The sequence below is a fragment of the Roseovarius sp. M141 genome (assembly GCF_024355225.1).
Lineage (GTDB): Bacteria > Pseudomonadota > Alphaproteobacteria > Rhodobacterales > Rhodobacteraceae > Roseovarius.
Map to the genome: position 1 here is coordinate 2542135 of NZ_VCNH01000008.1, position 20763 is coordinate 2562897.

21 protein-coding genes, 3 tRNA genes and 1 riboswitch are annotated in these 20763 nt (G+C 63.4%); of the genes, 6 read left to right on the forward strand and 18 right to left on the reverse strand.

Going from position 1 to position 20763, the window contains the following annotated elements:
* Nucleotide 1: 1 nt before the first annotated feature.
* The 10 genes from FGD77_RS16350 to FGD77_RS16395 form a co-directional block, all read right to left on the reverse strand.
* Nucleotides 2–688, reverse strand: a complete 687-nt coding sequence (locus FGD77_RS16350; RefSeq protein ID WP_255011252.1) for an adenosylcobinamide amidohydrolase — start codon at nucleotides 686–688, stop codon at nucleotides 2–4.
* Nucleotides 685–1455 carry an ABC transporter ATP-binding protein gene (locus FGD77_RS16355; protein ID WP_255011253.1) on the reverse strand — a complete coding sequence of 257 codons (771 nt, stop codon included), beginning with the start codon at nucleotides 1453–1455 and terminating at the stop codon, nucleotides 685–687. The genes FGD77_RS16350 and FGD77_RS16355 overlap by 4 nt, the downstream gene beginning before the upstream one ends.
* Nucleotides 1452–2435: an iron ABC transporter permease gene (locus tag FGD77_RS16360; RefSeq protein WP_255011254.1), complete on the reverse strand. Its 984-nt coding sequence runs from the start codon at nucleotides 2433–2435 to the stop codon at nucleotides 1452–1454. The genes FGD77_RS16355 and FGD77_RS16360 overlap by 4 nt, the downstream gene beginning before the upstream one ends.
* On the reverse strand, nucleotides 2432–3328 hold the full coding sequence (locus FGD77_RS16365) for an ABC transporter substrate-binding protein (protein ID WP_255011255.1): 897 nt from the start codon (nucleotides 3326–3328) through the stop codon (nucleotides 2432–2434). Before FGD77_RS16365 ends, FGD77_RS16360 begins: the two co-directional genes overlap by 4 nt.
* Entirely contained in the window at nucleotides 3315–5165 is a 1851-nt protein-coding gene (locus tag FGD77_RS16370) for a TonB-dependent siderophore receptor (RefSeq protein WP_255011256.1), read from the reverse strand. Before FGD77_RS16370 ends, FGD77_RS16365 begins: the two co-directional genes overlap by 14 nt.
* A 135-nt stretch (nucleotides 5166–5300) precedes the next feature.
* A riboswitch (cobalamin riboswitch) is annotated at nucleotides 5301–5510 on the reverse strand.
* 114 nt (nucleotides 5511–5624) lie between these two features.
* A tRNA-Val gene (locus FGD77_RS16375) sits at nucleotides 5625–5700 on the reverse strand.
* 130 nt (nucleotides 5701–5830) lie between these two features.
* Nucleotides 5831–6415, reverse strand: a complete 585-nt coding sequence (locus FGD77_RS16380; RefSeq protein WP_255011258.1) for a histidine phosphatase family protein — start codon at nucleotides 6413–6415, stop codon at nucleotides 5831–5833.
* Nucleotides 6416–6443: 28 nt separating this feature from the next.
* A tRNA-Val gene (locus FGD77_RS16385) sits at nucleotides 6444–6518 on the reverse strand.
* 18 nt (nucleotides 6519–6536) lie between these two features.
* Nucleotides 6537–7049: an HU family DNA-binding protein gene (locus tag FGD77_RS16390; protein WP_255011260.1), complete on the reverse strand. Its 513-nt coding sequence runs from the start codon at nucleotides 7047–7049 to the stop codon at nucleotides 6537–6539.
* Nucleotides 7050–7150: 101 nt separating this feature from the next.
* On the reverse strand, nucleotides 7151–8698 hold the full coding sequence (locus FGD77_RS16395) for a helicase HerA-like domain-containing protein (RefSeq protein ID WP_255014289.1): 1548 nt from the start codon (nucleotides 8696–8698) through the stop codon (nucleotides 7151–7153).
* A gap of 429 nt (nucleotides 8699–9127) precedes the next feature.
* On the opposite strand from FGD77_RS16395, the gene FGD77_RS16400 reads away from it, so the two are divergent.
* Nucleotides 9128–9862: an invasion associated locus B family protein gene (locus tag FGD77_RS16400; protein WP_255011261.1), complete on the forward strand. Its 735-nt coding sequence runs from the start codon at nucleotides 9128–9130 to the stop codon at nucleotides 9860–9862.
* Between the two features lie 145 nt (nucleotides 9863–10007).
* Here the strand turns inward: FGD77_RS16400 and FGD77_RS16405 are convergent, their stop codons facing one another.
* The 5 genes from FGD77_RS16405 to FGD77_RS16425 all read right to left on the reverse strand — a co-directional run bounded on the left by FGD77_RS16405 (nucleotide 10008) and on the right by FGD77_RS16425 (nucleotide 14700).
* Nucleotides 10008–10334: an SH3 domain-containing protein gene (locus tag FGD77_RS16405; RefSeq protein ID WP_255011263.1), complete on the reverse strand. Its 327-nt coding sequence runs from the start codon at nucleotides 10332–10334 to the stop codon at nucleotides 10008–10010.
* 172 nt (nucleotides 10335–10506) lie between these two features.
* The gene (locus tag FGD77_RS16410) at nucleotides 10507–11718 is read right to left on the reverse strand and encodes a beta-ketoacyl-[acyl-carrier-protein] synthase family protein (protein ID WP_255011265.1); all 1212 of its coding nucleotides are present in this window, start codon (nucleotides 11716–11718) and stop codon (nucleotides 10507–10509) included.
* Nucleotides 11715–11972 (reverse strand): acyl carrier protein, encoded by a 258-nt coding sequence (locus FGD77_RS16415; RefSeq protein ID WP_255011267.1) that lies wholly within the window; start codon nucleotides 11970–11972, stop codon nucleotides 11715–11717. Before FGD77_RS16415 ends, FGD77_RS16410 begins: the two co-directional genes overlap by 4 nt.
* A gap of 30 nt (nucleotides 11973–12002) precedes the next feature.
* The gene (gene lpxD, locus FGD77_RS16420) at nucleotides 12003–13094 is read right to left on the reverse strand and encodes a UDP-3-O-(3-hydroxymyristoyl)glucosamine N-acyltransferase (protein WP_255011269.1); all 1092 of its coding nucleotides are present in this window, start codon (nucleotides 13092–13094) and stop codon (nucleotides 12003–12005) included.
* Between the two features lie 28 nt (nucleotides 13095–13122).
* Nucleotides 13123–14700: a murein L,D-transpeptidase gene (locus FGD77_RS16425; protein ID WP_255014292.1), complete on the reverse strand. Its 1578-nt coding sequence runs from the start codon at nucleotides 14698–14700 to the stop codon at nucleotides 13123–13125.
* A gap of 407 nt (nucleotides 14701–15107) precedes the next feature.
* Here FGD77_RS16425 and FGD77_RS16430 point away from each other — a divergent pair, with 407 nt between their 5' ends.
* From FGD77_RS16430 to FGD77_RS16440, 3 genes are all read left to right on the forward strand, one after another.
* Nucleotides 15108–15677, forward strand: a complete 570-nt coding sequence (locus FGD77_RS16430) for a DUF882 domain-containing protein (protein ID WP_255011271.1) — start codon at nucleotides 15108–15110, stop codon at nucleotides 15675–15677.
* A gap of 127 nt (nucleotides 15678–15804) precedes the next feature.
* Nucleotides 15805–15878 (forward strand) — tRNA-Gly (locus tag FGD77_RS16435).
* A gap of 398 nt (nucleotides 15879–16276) precedes the next feature.
* On the forward strand, nucleotides 16277–16441 hold the full coding sequence (locus FGD77_RS16440) for a DUF465 domain-containing protein (RefSeq protein WP_255011273.1): 165 nt from the start codon (nucleotides 16277–16279) through the stop codon (nucleotides 16439–16441).
* A 126-nt stretch (nucleotides 16442–16567) separates the two neighbouring features.
* On the opposite strand, the gene FGD77_RS16445 is transcribed toward FGD77_RS16440, so the two are convergent.
* The 3 genes from FGD77_RS16445 to FGD77_RS16455 are packed head-to-tail and all read right to left on the reverse strand — an operon-like array spanning nucleotide 16568 to nucleotide 19656.
* Nucleotides 16568–18385: an ABC-F family ATP-binding cassette domain-containing protein gene (locus tag FGD77_RS16445; protein ID WP_255011274.1), complete on the reverse strand. Its 1818-nt coding sequence runs from the start codon at nucleotides 18383–18385 to the stop codon at nucleotides 16568–16570.
* A gap of 31 nt (nucleotides 18386–18416) precedes the next feature.
* On the reverse strand, nucleotides 18417–19175 hold the full coding sequence (locus FGD77_RS16450; protein ID WP_255011275.1) for a GNAT family N-acetyltransferase: 759 nt from the start codon (nucleotides 19173–19175) through the stop codon (nucleotides 18417–18419).
* 19 nt (nucleotides 19176–19194) lie between these two features.
* A complete protein-coding gene (locus FGD77_RS16455) occupies nucleotides 19195–19656 on the reverse strand; it encodes an outer membrane protein assembly factor BamE (protein WP_255011276.1) in 462 nt (153 codons plus the stop codon).
* An 87-nt stretch (nucleotides 19657–19743) separates the two neighbouring features.
* On the opposite strand from FGD77_RS16455, the gene FGD77_RS16460 reads away from it, so the two are divergent.
* Both FGD77_RS16460 and rpmF read left to right on the forward strand, forming a co-directional pair.
* Nucleotides 19744–20310 carry a DUF177 domain-containing protein gene (locus FGD77_RS16460; protein WP_255011277.1) on the forward strand — a complete coding sequence of 189 codons (567 nt, stop codon included), beginning with the start codon at nucleotides 19744–19746 and terminating at the stop codon, nucleotides 20308–20310.
* Nucleotides 20311–20515: 205 nt separating this feature from the next.
* Nucleotides 20516–20722, forward strand: a complete 207-nt coding sequence (gene rpmF / locus FGD77_RS16465) for a 50S ribosomal protein L32 (protein WP_108690258.1) — start codon at nucleotides 20516–20518, stop codon at nucleotides 20720–20722.
* The last annotated feature ends 41 nt before the right edge of the window (nucleotides 20723–20763 follow it).

Genomic DNA, 20763 nt, shown 5'->3' on the forward strand with positions numbered 1-20763 from the left:
ATCAATCTGCCGGGGCAACGTCGATACCCAGATTCGGGCGCGTTTGCTGCATCCACGCACGCGCGCCGGCCGTGACGGCGTCATGCACCGCCCTGCCCGCGGCTTCGCCCAGTTCGGTGTGCATGCCCGCATAGGCGATGCCCCCGGCGCGCGCCGCAACGGCGATACAGTCGGTCCCGGTTCCGGTGGCGCGGCCCGAGGGCAGGTCCAGCCCGGCCTCCATCACCGCAGCCGTGCGCGCGGAGGCGGCGATGCTGAGCGTCTCGATCAGGGCCGCATCGGTCGGGCCCACGCCCGGCCCGGCGTCCAGCTGCAAGGCAACGTTTATCGTACCCCAATCGCGCCCGCCGCGATCCATGCGCTGGCCGATCCGCTCGGCGTTCGACAGACCCACAGTCGCGATAGCAGTGGCGCGCACGGTGCCAACCTCGGCCTCGGCCATATGGTGATAGCGGATGTCGCGGGAGGTCAGGAAGGTCACCGCGTCCAGCGCGCCGCGCGCGGTAAGCTGGCCATGCAGCCACTCCAACACGTCCAGATCCCGCGGCAGGTCCGCATTGCGCACCTCGCGCCACAGGATGCGGCGCGCTGTCACCAGACCGGGGCGATTGACTGCCCAGCTGAGCACCCGCATCTGCCCCCCCAGATCAAACTCCAGCCAAGGCGCATCCAGAACAAGCGCGCTCATCGCGTAATCCGGAGCGGCTGAAACAGGGGACCGTCGGCAGTGTGCAGATAGGCTGCGGTGATACCGAACACCTCCTCTAACCGCTCAGGCGTCAGCACGTCGGCGGGCGGGCCGTCGGCCACCACGCAGCCCTGCCCGCCGCGCTTTCCCAGCAGGATCAGACGCGTGCAATGGCGCACTGCAAGCCCCAGATCGTGCAGGGACACAAGACAGGATTTGCCCTGCGCGGCAAGCGCGGCGAATGTTTCCATCGTGGAAATCTGGTGCGCGGGGTCAAGCCCGGCGGTCGGCTCGTCCGCCATCAGCAGTGGGGTTTCCTGCGCCAATGCGCGCGCGATCAGGGCGCGCGCCGCCTCGCCGCCCGACAGGCGGGTCGCGGCGCGATGGCGCAGCGGCCCCAGCCCCATCTGCGCGATGGCAGATTCGACGGCGGCGCGATCAGCCGGTGTCGTGCGCTGGCCTGCGCCCAGGTGAGGCACCCGGCCCAGCATGACTAGTGTCTCGACGGTCACGGGCCACGCGATCTCGCGCGATTGCGGCATCCATGCGGCCAGTTTGGCGCGCTGCGCGGGCGGCAGCGCGCCAAGCGCGCTGTGCCCCGCCGCCGGGATCAGGCCGAGCGCCGCTCGCATCAGTGTCGTCTTGCCCGCACCATTGGGACCGATCAGGCCAACAAATTCACCGGGCGCAATGTCCAGCGTAACGCCCGAAATCACCGGGCGCCCGCGCAATATGACGCCCAACTCCGACAGCGACAGCAGGCTCATATCCCGTCCCTCCGCGTCTTGTAGATCAGGTGCAGGAAGACCGGCGCGCCGACCAGTGCAGTCAGCACGCCCAGTTTCAAATCCTGCGTCGGCAGGATGATCCGCACGGCGATGTCGGCAACCAGCAGCATCACCGCGCCCCCCAGCGCCGACGCCCACAGCAGACGCGAGGGCCGCGCGCCAACAAAGGGCCGCAGGATATGCGGCACCACCAGCCCGACAAAGCCGATGGCCCCGGCAACCGCCGTGGACGCCCCAACGACGCAAGCCGTGCCCAGCACCAGAACGATTCGCATCCGGGGCAGGTTTACCCCCATGGCGCCCGCCGCATCCTCGCCCAGCGTCAGCGCGTCAAGGCCCCTGCCCAACGTGCCGATCAACACCCAGCCTACCGCCATCAGCGGCGCCGCCAGCCAGACATGCGTCATCGAACGATCCGCCAGCGACCCCATCATCCAGAACACGATCTCATTTGCGGCAAAGGGATTCGGCGACAGGTTCAGCACGAGCGACGTCAGCGCGCCGGCCAGCGCCGAAATCGCGATCCCCGCCAGGATCAGCGTCAGCGATCCACCACGTGGCCCGGCCAACCCCATGACCAGCGCGACACCGGCCAGTGCCCCGCCAAGCGCCGCCAGAGGCAGGCCCAGCGACCACATCGCCGCCGCGCCTGTATGGATCGCCAGCACCGCCCCAAGCGCGGAAGAGCCCGACACCCCGATCAGCCCCGGCTCGGCCAGCGGATTGCGCAGATAGCCCTGCATCGCCGCCCCGGCAAGCCCAAGGCTGGCGCCGATCATCAGCGCAAGGATGGCGCGCGGCAGGCGAATCTGGCGCATGACCATCGCCACAGGCCCGTCGCCCCCCTGCCAGAGCGCGACCAGACTATCACCCACCGGCAGGCCCGCAGGGCCGACCAGCAGCGATGCGGAGAACAGTGCCGCGGCCAGCAGTGCAAGGGCGATCATCACACGGTTCATTTGTCTGCCTCCACGCCGGTTTTCAAATCAGCCACTGCCTTGCGGCGGGCGGCGGCCATGTCGGCAATCGCGCGCAGTACGAAGGGGGTGCCACAGACCCAGTCCTGATCGCTCATCACAGCGCGGGCGGCCTGCCCGCTTAGCATTTCGACGACGGGGTGGTCCATGATCTCCTCTGCCCGCGAGCCGCGCGGATAGCGCCGCGCGGTGATGACAAGGTCGGGCTGAAGCATCGCCAGCATTTCCAGAGGCAGCTTGCCATAGCCATAGCCCTCTTCGCCCGGCGCGTTCCGCAGCCCGGCAGCGGCTAGAATCTCACCCGACAGGGTTTTGTCGCCAGACGTGTATCCGTTGGCCGAATACATCGCAGCGCGCGGCGCGTCCGGGCCGGGTGCAAGCCCACCGTCCAGATCCGCCCGCAGATGTGCAAGATCGGCGTCGAACTGCGCGATCATCGCGCGCGCCGCCGCCTCGCGGCCCAGCGCCGCGCCCATCTGCCGGATACGCGCGCGCACCTCGTCCAGCGAACGGACAATGCCGAACTGTACCACGTCGATTTCCAACCGTCGCAGCAGCGCCACCGTATCGCGGCTGGTGTATTCGCCCGCCACGACCAGATCGGGCCGCATGCCGTGCACCTCTTCGGCGCGGCTGGCGTTGATGGGATACTGCGCAGCCTCGGCAGCCATGGACGAAACGCGCGGATCCAGCGCAATGCGGCTGACCGATATCAATTGGCCGGGGGCGGCCAGCAGCATTGCCAACTGGTCGGTGCACAGGTTGATCGACACGACCCGCTGCGGCGCCGCCGACAGCGGCACCGAAAACAGCACCGCCGCGCCCGCCAATACGGCGCGCGCAGCGATCCGGCTTATACGATCAGAAGCTCGCACGAAGCCCAACGTAGGCCGCGCGACCCGGTTGGTTGTAGCCGCCCGCCGTCTCGTAATCCTCGTCAAAGAGGTTCTCGACACGCAGGTACAGCGCGGCGTCGTCCGTGACGTCATAGGAGACTCCGGCGCCGACCAAAGTGTAGTCGCCGACCTTGTGACCCGCAGGGGCGAATGCGCTAGGCACCACATCGGCGACATGGCGCAGGTCCACATAGCCGGAGAACCGATCGGTGAAATCGTTCGACAGACCCAGCGTGACGTCATGCTTGGGCGTGCGCTCCAGGCGCGCGCCGTCGTTCTTGGCGTCAGTGTATGTATAGGCGCCAAACAGGGTCAGGCCGGACGTCAGGGCATATTCACCCGACAGCTCGATGCCCTTGGACGTCGTCGTGCCCGGCACCTGACTGTAACAGCCGGGGAACATGTTGCCGCAAGCGGTGGAGTTCGGATCGTAGTCGATCAGATCATCAATGTCGGTGTAAAACAATGTCGCCTTGACGTAACCGACCGCGCCAAAGGTTTTCTCGACGCCCAACTCATAGCTGCTGCTCTCCTCAGGCTGGAGCGAGGCGACACCGTATGGTCCGAACCTCTCGTACAGCGACGGCGCGCGATAGCCGGTGCCATAGACGGCGCGGAATGCCAGATCCTCGATCGGGCGCCAGACTGCCGCAAGCCTACCGGTCGTCTGGCCGCCAAAGCTTGAATCGTCGTCATGTCGCAGGGCGGCAGATATATCGATGTTGTCCGCCGGGCTGAACAGCAGCTCGCCATTGACGGCAGTGTCATCCTCGGACCCACGCGACGCGCCCGAGGTGAATTTTTCCTCCGTATACTCGGCGCCAAAGTTCAAAATCGCGCGCGCGCTCAGTTCGGCACTGCCCAAGTAGGACACATTCTGACGCTCGCCCGTGAAAGTGGTGGTAAATCCGCCCGGATCGTCGCGGTCGACCTCGAAATAGCTATAGCTTAGCGTGTGGGTGATTGCGCCGGTTTCAAGCGTCGCAAAAAACCGCGCGCCCTTTTCGGTGAAATAGTTGATGCCGGTCGCATCATCGGAAAATCTGCTGCGGTCGATATCCAGCGTGCTGTCACGGTAATGCAGGGCAGCACCAATGGTGAACGCGGCGGTCACGTTATATTCGGCGGTCAGATCTATGGTTGTCTGCTCGAACCCGTCATCTTCGGTGTTGAAGCTCTGAGAAGAAAACCCATCAGTTTTGACCCGACCATAGCTAAGCGCGACAAACCCGCGCTCTGATCTATAGCCCACGCTGAGCGCGCCGGAATAGGTATTATACGTACCCGCCTCGACATTGGCCTGGCCGGAAAACCCAAGATCTTCGGGTACATATGTCAAGATATTCACAACACCGGCTATCGCCTCGGAGCCGTAGAGCGCCGATTGCGACCCCTTCAGCACCTCGATACGCTGAACGCCTGACGAGGTGTACCCGCCGAAATTGAACTGATTCTGGGTGCTCGCCGGATCAGCCACGTCGATGCCGTTGATCCGAACGCCCACATAGCGCGCGGGCAGTCCGCGGATCTGGATGCCGCCCCTGGCACCAAGCCCACCGTCCGAGGTGGAACTGACACCCGGCAAACGGTCCAGCCGGTTGATGACCGAGATGTCATTCTTGCCTACCTGATCCCCCTCAAGCACCTCAACAGTGGCGCCGGTGCGGCCCAGTTCTACGGGGGTGAGGCTGGACGATAGCACGATGGTGCCCAGATCATAGGTCTGTTGCGCTGCGGCGGCGGCGGCGATCAGCGCGCCGGTAAAGCTCAGGCCCGTGGCGGTCAGGACGGTGGAAGTGAGAAAAGAGCGTTTCATATATGTCTCCGGGCCGCCGGAATACGGCGATGCAGGTCGTAAGAGTTGCATGCGGAATGACACGACGGCCCCTCCGCAGGCGGCGAAATGCCACCACACCGGAAGACTCCGTTGTCCACGACGCGCCCCGCGTCCGGACAGGGTGAGCACTTCGGCAGGTCTCCTGACTTGCGGGTCAACGCTTGGCCGGGCCTTCCCGCCGCTTCGTGCGGCAGTGACATGTGTCCGGCTTCGCTTACCGCCTACAGTTGCGGGGGCAGTCACGACATTGGCGCCGGGGCGCCGCATCGTAGTTCCCTATTATCCAGACGTATGACAGCCGGGACCGAAGTAGCGCGGGTGTAACCTAGTGCAATGCTGCGGGGAAGGGGAAAACCGGGCGCCGGAACTCATCGTTTGAGGGCGCCTTTGATGCAAAGCCGACACCGACCGGCGCGGCGTGGCAGGGCGAGTCGGGGATGGTGGGTGATGAGGGGCTCGAACCCCCGACATTTTCGGTGTAAACGAAACGCTCTACCAACTGAGCTAATCACCCGCGCGACCCCTCTAGCGTCAAGCGCTGCGTCTGGCAAGGGTGGTTTGACATCTGCGCCCGGCAAAGTGCGGTCTGTATCGGCATTGCGTGCCGTGACCCCCTTGATCCGTAGAACAAACGCCGCTTACCTCTAGTCAGGCGCATCCAGCCGCGTCTCGCGCCCTTGGCTAAGATGATAGATACAGCCCTGCCCGTTATCCTGCGCGCCCATGTCGCCCGGCTCCAGCCCTTTGGTCAAGCCGCGCAGCACCTGCCCCCACAGGCCATGGGCAACCACGATGCCAGGCCCGGCAAGGCTGTCGGCAAAGCCCTGAACGCGGGCGATCAATTGTTCCAGCGTTTCGCCCTGCGGGGCGGATGTATAGGTCAGCAGATCATTGTCGCGCTGCGGCAGGTCGGCCTTCTGCCGACCCTCCCACGCGCCTGCGCCGATCTCGGCCAGACGCGGGTCAATGATGACGGGATGCCCTGCCAGCGCGATCGCCGCCGTCTGACGGGCCCGGCCCAGTGGCGAGACGTAGATGCCACCACGCCCTGCCGCTACTTCGCCGAGCGCGTCGCCAACCAGACCTGCCTGCATCTGCGCTTGCAGCCTACCCATGGCTGTCAGCGGAGAATCCAGCCGCCCCTGAATGCGGCCGGCCGCATTCCATTCGGTTTGCCCATGCCGCAGGAACCACAGATCCGGCCAGTCATGGCGCAGCGATACACTCATACTTCAAGCACCTGAAACGAATGGAAAATGGTGGGTGATAAGGGACTTGAACCCCTGACATCTTCGATGTGAACGAAGCGCTCTACCACTGAGCTAATCACCCTTTCGCCGGTTTTTAGCGTCACTCGGCGTCGTCTGCAACCGCTTCTTTTCCGCGCTTCTTCGCCTGATCCTTGCCCCCTTGCGGATGCACCGCCGCTGCCGGACGGACGAGCGCGTCATCGCCTGCCCCGGGCGCATTCGGCTGGCGGATATTGGCGACGATCACGCGCGCCTTGCCGGTGTCCTTCATGCGCTTGCGCTTGATCTTGCCCATGGGTTGCAGGTTCAAATCGCGCCCCTCGCCCAGCGCTTCGCCCAGGACGGCCAGCATCGCCTCGACAACGGGTTTGGCATATTTCTTGGGCACATCCGACCGCTCGACAACCGTGGCGATCAATTCCTGCTTTTTAAGGGGGACGGTGCCGTCATCCGCAACTTCAAACTGTTGCGCGCGGCCCGATTTGGGCGTCGCCGGGGCTGCGTCCGCTAGTGGGCGACGGGTGGCCGACGTCTGGGGCGGCACTGCGCTGGCGCGGGCGGGTTTTGTGCCCTTGGGCTTTGGTTTGCTGACTGTTGGTTTGCGGCTTACCATGACGGCGAACTCCTGAATTTTTCCCACTTGGCAACAGATTAGACGCCTGCCGTGGAATACGCCAGTAGCCTGATGGGCAGCCGCCCCCGTCAACGCGGCCTTCAGCGGCCCTTGAACAGCCCACCAAGGATACCACGCACAATGCGCCGTCCGGTCGTGCCCTTTAGCTCGCGCAGGACCGCATTGCCGACGGCTTTGCCCAGCTCGTTGCCGATGCCTCCCCGGCGCGGCTGCGCGGTCGAGCGGCCGACGCGGGCACCAGTGTAGCGGCGCCCGGCATTGAAGTCCCGCTGGGCGGACGATTGCTCCTGCGCGGCCTCTTCGGCCTCGGCCGCGTCGTGGGCGGCAGATTCGGCGCGGGCCTTGAGTATCTCATAGGCGGATTCGCGATCGATCAGCGTCTCGTATTTCCCCACCACCGGCGAGGCCTGCATCGCGGCGCGGCGCGCGGTCTCATCGATCGGCCCCAGTTTCGACGATGGCGGGCGGATCAGCGTGCGTTCGACGATGCCGGGCACGCCCTTGTCCTCCAGCATGGATGTCACGGCCTCGCCAACGCCGACATCGCGAATGGCATCGATGGTGCTGAACCGGTCATTCGGGCGGTAGGTCTCTGCTGCGCGGCTCAGCGCCTTTTGATCGCGCGCGGTGAAGGCACGCAGCGCGTGCTGTACCCGGTTGCCCAACTGGCCCAGAATATCCTCGGGCACGTCATCGGGGTTCTGGGTGATGAAATAGACGCCAACCCCTTTGGAGCGGATCAGGCGCGCGACCTGCTCGACCTTGTCGACCAGCGCCTTGGGGGCGTCGTCGAACAGCAGATGCGCCTCGTCAAAGAAGAACACCAGCTTGGGCTTGTCGGGATCGCCAATTTCGGGAAGCGTCTCGAACAGTTCGGACAACAACCACAACAGGAAGGTCGCATAAAGGCGCGGCGATCCCATCAGCTTGTCTGCCGCCAGAATGTTGATCCGCCCGCGCCCATCCGCGCCGATATGCATGAGATCCGCCAGATCCAGTGCAGGCTCGCCGAACAGCTGCGTGCCACCCTGATTTTCCAGCACCATCAGCTGACGCTGGATCGCACCGACCGACTGCACCGACACGTTGCCATAGCGCAGCGACAGCGCGGCGCGGTTTTCGCCCACCCAGACAAGCAACGCCTGTAAATCCTTGAGGTCGAGCAGCGGCATCCCCTCTTCGTCCGCGACGCGAAAGGCGATGTTCATGATCCCCTCCTGCGCCTCGCTCAGTTCCATCAGACGGCTCAGCAGCAGCGGCCCCATTTCGGCCAGCGTAGTGCGCACCGGGTGGCCTTGTGCGCCGAAAAGATCCCAGAACGTGACGGGAAAGGCAGCGTAGCTGTAATCCTTCAGCCCAATTGTGGCCGCCCGATTGGTGAACGCCTCGTGCAATTTGAAATCAGCGCTGCCCGCCTTGGCAAGGCCCGACAGATCGCCCTTCACGTCCGACAGAAAGACCGGCACGCCCGCGTTTGAAAACCCCTCGGCCAGGATCTGGAGCGTTACCGTCTTGCCGGTGCCAGTGGCGCCCGCGATCAGCCCGTGCCGGTTGGCGTATTTCAGGCTGAGGGTCTGCCCCTGTGAATAGTCCGGCCCGCCGCCGCCGATGAAAATGCCGTTGCCCAAAATGCCGCCCCCGATTGTGCCGATGCTGCTGCGTGCCACGCGACCATACATTCTTAACCTCTTCGTGCCACTATCAAATTCAGCCCGGTGCTGCATGTCCTTCCGGCGCCGGGGTGACTTCCTTCCTGTCAGTGTGGCCGCGCCTTCGGGTGCGGCCATTTTCACATCGAATTTGCGTTCATTTTGACTGTTGACGATGATTCATTGCTGCCGTAGCGTCGGCCTCAATTATTAAGTCGGCCAAGTCCGGCGGGGAGACGCGAAAGGGGGCCGCAAGGCCCCTTTTCTACGTCCGATCCCATATGTTGGCGGGTGCCTGGGCCACGCGGAATTCCGCCATGCGCCGTGGCTGGATTTGCGATTTGATCCTGACAGTTGCGGCGCGGCATGTTAGGTCGCCTTGTAACCTACAATGACGACGGGGAAATCATGCAAAACTCACTTTCCATTCTGTCCTTGGCAGCAGCGCTTGGCTTGGCCGGCGCGGCCTTCGCACAAGACACTGCCACGGGCGATGCTGCGGCCGCCGAGGGTGCTGCCGCCGCGACCGAAGAGACGGCGCCCGACACCGGTGCTGCGGATGCGGCTGGCACGGACGCAACCGGCACGGATGCAGCCGCTGCGCCTGCCGACGCGCCGACAGACACTCCGGCAGATGCGCCTGCCACCGAGGGCGAGGCCTTTGCGACCGGAACCGAAGTCGCTGAAAAAGAACCTCCCGTCTACATCAAGGAAAAGTTCGGCGACTGGAGCCTGCGCTGCTTCCGCAATGCCGATGGGGACGATCCTTGCCAGCTGTATCAGCTGCTGCGCGAAGAGGGCGGCAATCCCGTCGCCGAATTCAGTATCTTCCGCATCTCGGGTCAGGCGCCCGCCGTGGCAGGCGCCACAGCGATCGTGCCGCTGATTACCCTGCTGACCGAAGAGCTGAAGATCTCCGTCGATGGCGGCACCGCCAAAAGCTATCCCTACCGTGTCTGCACCGAGGCCGGCTGCGTCGCGCAGATCGGCATGACCGAGCAGGACATCGCCGTCTTCAAAAAAGGAGCCAAGGCGCAGATGGTGTTGGTGCCCGCGCAGGCACCCGACCAAAAGGTCAAGATCAACATCTCGCTAAACGGGTTCACCGCCGGGTATGACGCGGTCGGTACGTTCACCGAGTGATCGAAAATCACGATCGCAACTAACAAGGAGGGTGGGCTGAAGGGCCTGCCCTTTTTACTAACTTATGGCACCTGACGTTTGCGCGACGCGCGCGATATGGCTGACCGAATGAGGCCGTCGACGGACAGACGTGCCCAGAGGCATGTCAGCCCGCCCAGTTTCCAAGCCAGTTTCCGTGCACCCAGCCTTTGCGGCGTGGCTGGCCATAGTAGACACCCCACCATGCCCCTTCCTTGGCGCAGGGCCGAACCGAGTTCCCGTTATACAGTTCGTCAATCTTGCGGTAATTCGTCCCCGGCCCGGTCCGCACCGACAGGAAACCGTCCCCGTTCGGATTCAGCCCCACAACCATGGCCCCCAGACATCCGGCCGCGTGGCCATCCTCGACAATTTGGAACTCCACATCCAGTTGCTGCGCGCCGGCAGCGACTGAGGTCAGCGAAAGCGCCATAATCAGTGTCATGAGTTTCATGCGCGCCCCTTTCGGTCTGATGTCCCTCGAAATTACACCAAACCGGCAGAGTCGCGCAACTTCGCACGCCTCCTCACCCACTGCAAAAGGGCTTCGGCACCAGAGGTCGATTTCGACCAGAACAGCCGAAGGCGCCACGAATTTACACAATCTTTGGGAAAACGGGCCGCGCCTACTCCGCCCGGCGCAGCGCCAGAACGGCGTTTAGCCCGCCAAAGGCAAAGGCATTGCTGAGCGCCACATCGACATGCGCCTCGCGCGCCTCATTCGGGACGACGTCCAGCGCGCATTCGGGGTCCGGCTCGTCGTAGTTGATCGTGGGCGCGATGATTCCGTCGCGCACGGCCATGATGCAGGCCAGCAGTTCGACCGCGCCGGTGCCGCCGATCAGATGGCCATGCATGGATTTGGTGGACGACATCATCAACTTGTCCGCGTGGCGCCCAAATACGGCCGCCACGGCGGCACATTCCGTCTTGTCATTGGCCGCCGTGCCCGTGCCATGCGCGTTGATATAGCCCACATCCTCGGGATTCAGCCGCGCATCGCGCAGCGTCCCGGTGATGGTGCGCGCCGCGCCCTCCTTGGAGGGCATGACGATGTCCGACGCGTCCGAGGACATGGCATAGCCGACGATTTCGGCCATGATGTCGGCGCCGCGCGCGCGGGCGTGTTCATATTCCTCAAAGACGAAGATGCCGGCCCCCTCGCCCTGCACCATGCCGTTACGGTTGGCCGAGAACGGTCTACAGCCGTCTTTGGACATGACGCGCAGACCTTCCCACGCCTTGACCCCGCCAAAGCACAGCATCGATTCCGATCCGCCGGTCAGCATCACGGGGGACTGCCCGCCATGCACCATCTGAAACGCCTGCGCCATCGCGTGGTTTGACGATGCGCAGGCCGTCGACACGGTGTAGGACGGACCATGCAGCCCCCACTCCATCGACACATGGCTGGCTGCGGCATTGTTCATCAGCTTGGGCACCACGAACGGGTGCACGCGGTTTTTGCCGTCCTCGTAAACGGTGCGGTAGTTTTCATCCAGCGTGGTCATCCCACCGCCGGAATTGCCCAGAATGACGCCCGCCCGCAGCGACAGTTCATCGTTGAATTCGAGGCCCGATTGCGCGACGGCCTGCCGCGCGGCAACCATGGTGAACTGCGTGAACCGGTCATAAAGCGCCAATTGCTGGCGGGTGAAAGCAGACTCGGGGTCATATTCCTTGACCTGACCGCCAATGCGGATTGACAGGCGCTCGACATCGCGGAACTCCAGATTGCTGATCCCGCAGCGCCCCTCGCGCATCGCCTCTAGCGTGGTAACGACGTCTTTGCCAAGCGCGTTGATCGTACCCGCGCCGGTTATGACGACACGTTTCACGACTGTTCGGCGACCAGCCGTTGAACGCCGGCCGCAATGGCACCAACCGTCGAGATTTCGAAATCGCCTGCCGACGGCTCGTTCGCGTTGAAGGGAATGGTAATGTCGAACGCCTCCTCAATCGCAAAGATGCTTTCGACAAGACCAAGGGAATCGATACCCAGATCCTCAAGGCTGCTGTCCAGCGTCACGTCGGACGGCTCCAGCATGGCCTGATTTGCGATGATGGCAATCACACGCTCGGGTATGGTCATGGCGTGGCTCCTTGGGATAACGGCATGGCTTTAGTCACTCTGGTCAGGCTTGAAAACAGCTTTCTTCAGGGCTGCGACATCGGCAACCATGCGGCCCAGACGGCGCATATGTTTGTACATGTCGATGTGGTTGTCCATCTTCATCGCGGGATAGCCCAGTACGACGCGCCCGGCGGGCACGTTGCTGAGGATCTTGGTGCCGCCGCCGGCGATCACATTGTCCCCGACGAACAGGTTATCACCTACGCCCACCTGCCCTGCTAGCACGACATTGTTACCAATCCGTGACGATCCGGCGACGCCCACCAGACCGCACAGCAGCGTATCGGTGCCAACCACCACGTTATGGGCGACCATCACCAGCGTATCAATCTTGGTACGGTCACCGATCACCGTGTCGCGCACCGTGCCACGGTCGATGGCCGCATTCGCACCCACTTCGACATCGTCGCCCAACCGTACCGATCCCAGACTGTGAATCCTCACATAAGACTGCGCCCCCGCGCCGCCCTGATCGCCAAGGGTTTCACGCACGGATTCAACGCTGCTTTTCTCGGGGGTGACAAAGCTGAAGCCGTCGCCCCCCACCACTGCGCCGGGGTTGAGAATGACGCGTGCCCCGATCCGCACGCGGGCGGCGATGCGCACACCTTCACGGATCAGGCCATTCTCGCCGATCACCGCATCGGCCCCGATCGTGACCTGCGGGCCGATCCGGCAGCCTGCACCGATCTGTGCGCGCGGGCCGATCACCGTCAGCGGGCCGACATGCACGCCGATCCCCAGCTGCGCGGTGTCGTCGATCACGGCGCTGGGATGGATACCGTCGCCCCATCCTTCGCCCGGATCCATCATCGCGGTCAGGCCCGACATGGCATAGCGCGGACGCGGCGCGATGATCGCGGCCTCCAGCCCCAGCGCCTGCCAGTCCGCGCCCTCCCACACTAGGGCCGCGCGGGCGGCGCCCTGCGGCAGCGCAGCGGCATAGTCGGGCCGGGTGGCCAGCGCCAGATGGTCTGGCCCGGAATCGGCAGGCTCGGCCAGGGCCGTAACCCGTATATCTGTCGCACCGAGGGCCTCGACCCCAAGCGCCTTGGCAATCTGATCAATCGTGTAGGACATGCTGCACCCTCTTGTGACGGTGCGATATCTAGCCCTGATGCGCAGGCAGCGAAACCCCTGCCTTTTGCAGGGCATCCCATACCTTGGCGTCCCGGCCATAGATATCGTCACGATACTGGGTCGGCCCCTTGGCGGGAACGGTCGCCGTGCGGTAGATAATATGCACCGGCACCTTCTGCTCCAGGTTGACGCGCGTCTGGCGACCCGAGTTCCGGATGCGGTCGAAATACGCCTTGGGGTTATCCTCCTGCCGCGACAGGAGTTCATAGGCGAAATCAAAGGGTTCCTGCAGACGGATGCAGCCGTGGCTGAACGCGCGCACATTGCGCTGAAACAGGCTTTTGGACGGCGTGTCGTGCAGGTAGATGTTATATTTGTTCGGGAACATGAACTTGACCAGCCCCAGCGCATTGCGCGTCGACGGTGGCTGTTTCAGAGCGAACGGAAAGGTGCGCGCGTTGTAGGCGTTGAAGTTGACATTGGCACGGCTCACCTCTTGGCCGCGTGAATTATACAGCTTCAGGTGCCGCGCCGCGCCACGATTGCGCTGCATTTGCGGCAGGTATTCGCTGACTGCGATCGAGCGCGGGACGTTCCAGACCGGATTGATTTCCAGATACTCCATCTCGTCCGAAAATTCGGGGCTTTGATGGGTGCTGAGATTCTTGCCGATCACGGCGCGGGTTTCAAAGGTCAGGCGGTCGTCATCCATGATGCGGGCGCTGAAATCCGTCAGGTTGACCAGAATGTGGCGCTTGCCGCGCGGACCACTCAGCCAGCGTTCCCGCTCCATCGCGACCAGAATCATCGGCAGGCGCTGAGAAATCGGAGCGTTGATTGCGACCATCGTAGATTCGCCGGCTGTCCCGTCGGGGACAAGACCATGCGCCTCCTGAAACTGCTGAACGGCCTGCTGCATCGCAATATCGTAGCTGCCCGACGCCGTGCGCGGCAGATAGCCCATGCGCATCAGGCGGTTGCGCAGCGCAACGACGTCCGCCCCCGTCTGGCCCGGCGCCAGCGACAATGCGGGCACTGTCGGTCCCCAGCCGCCGGTGGCCAGCAAGCCCTCAAGCCGGGTCTTTTCGCGCATCAGGCGCGCATATTCGCCCGACTTGGGCACAAGCCCGCGGAAGAAGCCCCGAGGGTTGGACGCAGCAAAGCTGTTCAGCAGATCATCCGCCGACCGGGTCGGCACCTTGCGCACCATCCCCTTGTCGATACTTGCGGGGGTCAGCATGCCGGTCTGCATATCATGTGCCAGCCGCAAGAACGTACGCGACATCGCGATCTCGACCGCGCCCAGATCACGCGGCGTGCGCGCGCCTTGCATCATCTGCATCAGGCCCGCCGCATCATAACGCCGCGCAGGCAGGCCATGCGCGCCCGCCGCGTCAATCGCCTGAAGCAGTGCCTGGCGGCGCGCACGGTCCGCCTCGCCCGCTCCGGTCCAGATGGCACCGTAACCGTTGGCGCGATAGTAGGCCGACAGATCATCGTCGCGCGCAGCACCCTCGGCGACCGCCTGTTTAAACGCCGTCACCCCGGCCGCGGCGCCCTGCGGACCGCCCAACGTCAGCAGGGCGATGGCCGCAGGCATCAGCATGCGCTTGGTCAGTCTACCGGCGGTCGCCGCGCATAGTCTGGACGTCAAAGTGGCGGCAAAGTTCATCGGATACCCCGTAATCTGATCGCGCGCTTCATGTAACCTGAACAATCATATCGCAATTTTGCGCAATCAGCCCGCCCCACGGCCCGATGTCCATTGAATTTTGCGCGAGCGACGGGTCGCTGGATAAGCTGCGGCGATTTCGCATCACGCCACTGCAAAAATGCCACAGCTCGCGGTGATTGCGCGGATTTATGCCGAAATCTGTTGAACAAAGGTTTCTCGGGAACCCGCGTCTTGGTTAGCGATTCTTAATATGTCATAGGTACACCTGCATCCGGGGATGAGATGAACGCCCGCCTTGTGCGGGAAAGAAACTGAAGCGACGGACAGGCAAAAAACCTATGACCCAATCTAAACCGGCAGGCCTGTCGCGGCGTGCGCTGCTAGGCGCATTCGCGGCAACCGCTGTAGTGGCGGCCCCCTCATATGCTAACGCATTCAGCCTCTTGCGCGGTGCCGGTGATGTTCGCCGACTGCGCATGATTTCCCCCCGGACGGGCGAAAAATTGGACACGATCTACTGGATCGAGGGCGAATACATCGCCGAGGCTGTTCGGGAAATATCGATGTTCATGCGCGATTGGCGCCGGAACGAGGCCAAGAATATCGACACCCGCACCATCGATATCATGGCCGCGGCTCATAACCTGATGGGCACGACAGAGCCTTACACGCTGCTGTCCGGATATCGGTCGCCGCAGACCAATGCGATGCTGCGCAGCCGGTCCAAGGGGGTGGCGAAACATTCGCTACACCTGAACGGTCAGGCCGCAGATCTGCGGCTGGGCTCGCGCTCGGTCGGGCAGATAAGCAAGGCGGCAATCGCATGCCGTGCAGGCGGTGTTGGCAGATACTCCCGCTCTAATTTCGTGCATATGGATTGCGGCGTGGTGCGCTCCTGGGGCGGCTGAAATCAGCGCTGCATCCGCAACGCCTGACAGACCCGCCTTTTTCGGCGGGTTTTTCATTGCCCGCGCCCATGTGGTGGCGATTCCACCTTGAACCCGGCGCGCGGCGGATGCTATTCAGACCGTCGCGGCGGGTATGGTGAAAAGGTATCACGGCAGCTTCCCAAGCTTTAGTTACGGGTTCAATTCCCGTTACCCGCTCCAGAAATCAAAATCAGGTCTATAACGTAAATACCCGTTTTCTTTTAAGAAAATGAGAATCTTGCATATTGCCGATCAAGAAACGGCTTTGGGAAGAATCGGAAACCTCTGGGGCATTGGAGAGCTTGAGTCCCAGACATTCCCCCAGACGTCGTAAGCGGTGGAGACAAAACATGTTGGGTCGGTTTGACTTTCTGCGCAGGCCTGCCAGTTCCGCCCTGCCCGTCACGACTACGCTCCCGATGCGGTCGGCTTCGGCACCCCAACGCCTTGCGGCGGCTCTCCGGCGGAATCGGGCCCATCGATAGCTGGTATCTGCTTATCTTCAGTGGTTGATCTTGAATCCGCTCTGAACCGCAAACAGATTGAAGGTACGGCACTAACAGAGAGGATTACCTATCATGCAAGCTCATCTGAATTCCCTGAAGGAAAAGCACGCAGCACTTGATGCGCAGATCTCCTCCCGCCAGCGCAGCCCCGGAGCCAATCAACTGAAAACAGCGGAACTCAAAAAGCGCAAACTGGCCCTGAAAAAGATAATCACCTCACTCGAATCCTACAACTAGACCAGCAATTCCGGGTCGGGTCCGCGCTCTAATCAGAGCGCGGGACAGGCCGTGCGGGTGCAGGCAGCGCGAGGCGTATCAAATACGGCTGTGATACTGACCCCGGCACGCAGGTTCCGTCTGCGTTCAGTTGCCGGCCTTCTCCTCCAACGTCAGCCATTCCCCTTCAGCGTCAGCGAGTCCCTTTTGCCGATGGGTCAGCGCCTCCATCGCCTTGCGGAATTTGACCGGCTCGCGCGTAAACAGCTCGGGGTCGGCCATCAGGCCTTCCAGCTTGGTGATTTCGGCCTCAAGCCGGGCGATCACCTCAGGCAGTTCGGCAAGACGATGCCTTTCGGTAAAGCTGAGCGCGCCAGATTTGCCCTTTTTAGACGCGCTACTGGTCTTGGATTTTGAGGCCGACTTGCGACCGGCATCCGCCCATTCCGCCGTCGATTGGCGCTGCGAGCGATAATCGGTCCAGCCGCCGGCATAGACGGTCGCGCGGCCATCCCCCTCCATCGCGATGGTGGTGGCGGCGACGCGGTCCAGAAAATCGCGGTCATGGCTGACCAGAATGATCGTGCCGTCGTAATCGTCCAGAAGCTCCTGAAGCAGATCCAGCGTTTCGATATCCAGATCGTTCGTCGGCTCGTCCAGCACTAGAATATTCGATTCGCGCGCCATCAGCTTGGCCAGCAGCAGCCGGGCCTTTTCGCCACCCGACAGGGACCGAACGGGCGCGCGCGCTTGCGCCTCATCAAAAAGGAACTCCTTGAGGTAACCGATCACATGGCGCGGCATTCCGCGCACCAGAATCTGATCCGCCTTGCCCGACACACGCATCTCCGGATCACCGGTCAGGCTGTCCCACAGGCTCATATTCGGGTCCAACTGCGCGCGCGCCTGATCGAAAATCGCCGGCAGCAGGTTCGTGCCCAGGCTGACCGTGCCGCTATCGGGCGCCTCGGTGCCCATGAGCATGTTCAGGAGCGTCGTCTTGCCCACGCCATTGGGACCGACCAGCGCCACGCGGTCGCCGCGCTGGATCTTGATCGAAAAATCCGACAGAAGAACCTTGTCGCCGTAAGCTTTTGAAATGCTTGTGGCTTCAATGACTTTCTTGCCTGATTTCGGCCCGGAATCCAGCGCCATGGCCGCCGCACCCTGCCGCTGAATCTGACTCGACCGCTCGGCGCGCAATTCCTGAAGCGCACGCACGCGGCCTTGATTGCGCTTGCGTCGGGCGCTGATACCCTCGACGGCCCAGCGGGCCTCGGACTTGATCTTGCGGTTCAGCTTGTGACGGGCCTGATCCTCGTCTTCCCAGACCTTGTCACGCCATTCCTCAAAATGGGTGAAACCCTTTTCTTGGCGTCGCGTCATTCCCCTGTCTATCCAGAGGGTTGCGCGCGTCAGTTCACGCAAGAACGCGCGGTCGTGGCTGATCAGAACATAGGCGCTGCGCGTCTCTTTCAGCGTGGCCTCCAGCCAGGCGATCGCCTCGATGTCCAGATGATTCGTCGGCTCGTCCAGTAGCATCAGTTCGGGGGCCTCGGCCATCAGCTTGGCCAGCGCAGCGCGGCGACGTTCGCCCCCCGAGGCGGTTTCGACCGGGCGCGCGGGGTCGAATTTCAGCCCCTCGCCCGCCATTTCCACGCGGTATGTCTCGGCCGGATCCAATTGGCTGGACGCGAAATCGCCCAACGTGGCAAAACCGGCCATGTCGGGGTCCTGCTCCATGTAGCCGACCGATGCGGCGGGGGCCAGAGTGCGGGCGCCGCTGTCGGCCTCGACCAGCCCGGCCATCACCTTCATCAGTGTGGACTTGCCCGACCCGTTACGGCCAACCAGCGCGACACGGTCGCCCGGCTGAACGACCAGCGACAGGTCAGAAAATATCGGATCGCCCCCAAAGGTGAGGGAGATATCATTGAGTTGCAAAAGGGGGGGACGTGCTGCCATGGGCGCGGGCTATCCCGCCGCACGCCTGCCGTCAAGCGCCCCCGTCAGGCACTCTGGCATCCGCGCGCAGCAACCGCTTGCGCGCAACCGGGATCGCCGCGATTTCCAGACCGGTAAAGACGTGCAGCGTATTCATCTGCGCGTCGATCACCGCATGGTCGCTGACCTTGCCCCCCATTGCCAGATACGTGCGCAGCAACGGCGGCATCGCCTGCACCGCGCGGCGCGCATCGGGGGCGTCCTGCTGCCGCATCAGCGGCACGGTTTGCGGCGCGCGGGGCAGCGGCGCCCAGTCGGGCGGCGCAAGGTGACGTTGCGCCAGCAGGGCAAAAGCCGCCGCATAGGGTGCAGGATCAATGCCGCGAAACGACGTGCAGCCAAACAGCATTCCCACGCCTTGCGTGTCGACATGCGCGGTCACCGCGCCCCACGCAGCGCGCAGGATATCGGGATCGCGCAAGCCGGGGCGGACGCAGAATCGCCCTAGCTCGGTCATCGGCCCCATGTGGAGCGCAAGGCGCGCCAGATCATAGAACCGCGCCGAATAGCTGCGTGCGATGTCCGCGCCGCTGGCCAGCGGCAACATGCGAAAGCAGCCGACCAGACAACTGGCGCGGCGGTCCTCGATCACGATTTGAATGCAGGCGTCGTCGAACGGATCACGGTCGGGGGCGCCCAGACCAAAGGCCGCCGCGCGGATCGCGCAAGCGGCCTCCAGATCGTCGGCGCCGCGCGCTCGCCGCGCAAGGTAGCGCGGTCCGTTCGCTGGCTGCGTGCCCGCCGCAGACACCCGCGCTGCCGCCGAGGCCCTAGAAGAAGTCGGCCGGATTGAGGTTGCCGAAGTTGCCCATCATCTGCTGCAAGAACCCTTTGCCCGCGACCGTGCTATCGGTGACGCGGCGCGACAATGTCACCATCCGGCCAGCTTGCAGGTCGAATCGTTCGATATTCGCGATGACGCCCCGGCTGTCAAAGCTGATGGCCAGCACCTGCCGGTCGATTTCCTCGGGGCGCATCATGCCGTAAGCCTTGAAGCGGCTGCGCACATAATAATAGTCGCCCCCGCTCAACATGCCCGCAACCGAGGGCGCGCCGATCACTTCATCAACCGTCGCACGGGTATCGACGCCCGGAACCAACTGTAGCAGGTCCTCCTCCGGCGGCACATATCCATGATTCTGGTACAGTGCCGTACAACCGGCCAATGCGGTCATCAGGGCAAGGACGATTGCCATGCAGGCGATTTTAAGCGAATATTCGGTCCCGAACATGACTGTCCTCTTGATATCGGCCCACCGGGCCTTTTATCCCGCTTATATCAAGCCAACCCCCTTGTTCAAGAAAGGATGCGCCCGCCCATGGCAAAGCTGCTGACTGACGCCGCCACATTGCGCGTGGCCGACCTACCAAAGGGGCGCACGCAACCCTTCGATATCGTGCCGGACGCAGATGCGCGCGCCGCCCTGGCCGATGCACTGGGAATAGTGGCCCTGCGCAAGCTGACCTTTCGCGGCACGCTGGCGCCGCTGGGACGTCATGACTGGCGGCTGACCGCCGAACTGGGCGCGACCGCCGTGCAGGCCTGCGTCGCCACGCTGGCGCCTGTGACCACGCGCATCGATACCCGCATCGAGCGGCGGTTCCTGTCGGACATGCCCGCCCCGGCCGAGCTGGAGGCGACGCCCGAGGACGGGATCGAGATACCCCAGGACGACAGCGAAGAGCCGCTGGGCGACCTCATCGATCTGGCGCGCATCCTGCACGAGGCGCTGGCGCTGGCGCTGCCGGACTATCCGCGCGCCGATGGCGCAGGCATCATGGCCGCACAGGCCGCACCGCCGGGCAGCGCCCCGCTGCGGGATGAGGATCTGAAACCCTTTGCCGGGCTAGCCGGGCTGAAAGCCAAATTGGAAAGCGACGGCTGACACCTCCTGCCCGCCCCCACCTATGTGCACGGTCGTTGCAGCCGCGCACATTTAGCGCGAAATATCGCTTGCGGCGCCGGTATTTCACTGTATTTTCGCGCTTTCACGGAATTTGGGGTTGAACCGGCGCCGCAAGGCGGACTAAGAGCCGCACAACCTCATGGAAACTGGGCCAGTCCGGCCCCACAGGAATCGGGATCGCGACATGGCCGTCCAGCAGAACAAAGTATCGAAATCGCGTCGCAACAATCGCCGCGCACATGACGCCCTCAGTGGCGCCAACCCCAACGAATGCCCCAATTGCGGCGAGCTGAAGCGCCCGCATCACGTCTGCTCGGCGTGCGGCCACTACGCAGATCGCGAGATCGTCGCGATGGCTGACGAGGTTGATCTGGACGACGACGCGGCCTGACCTCCCTCGGTCCGGACCAGAATCACGGCCCGGACCACAAT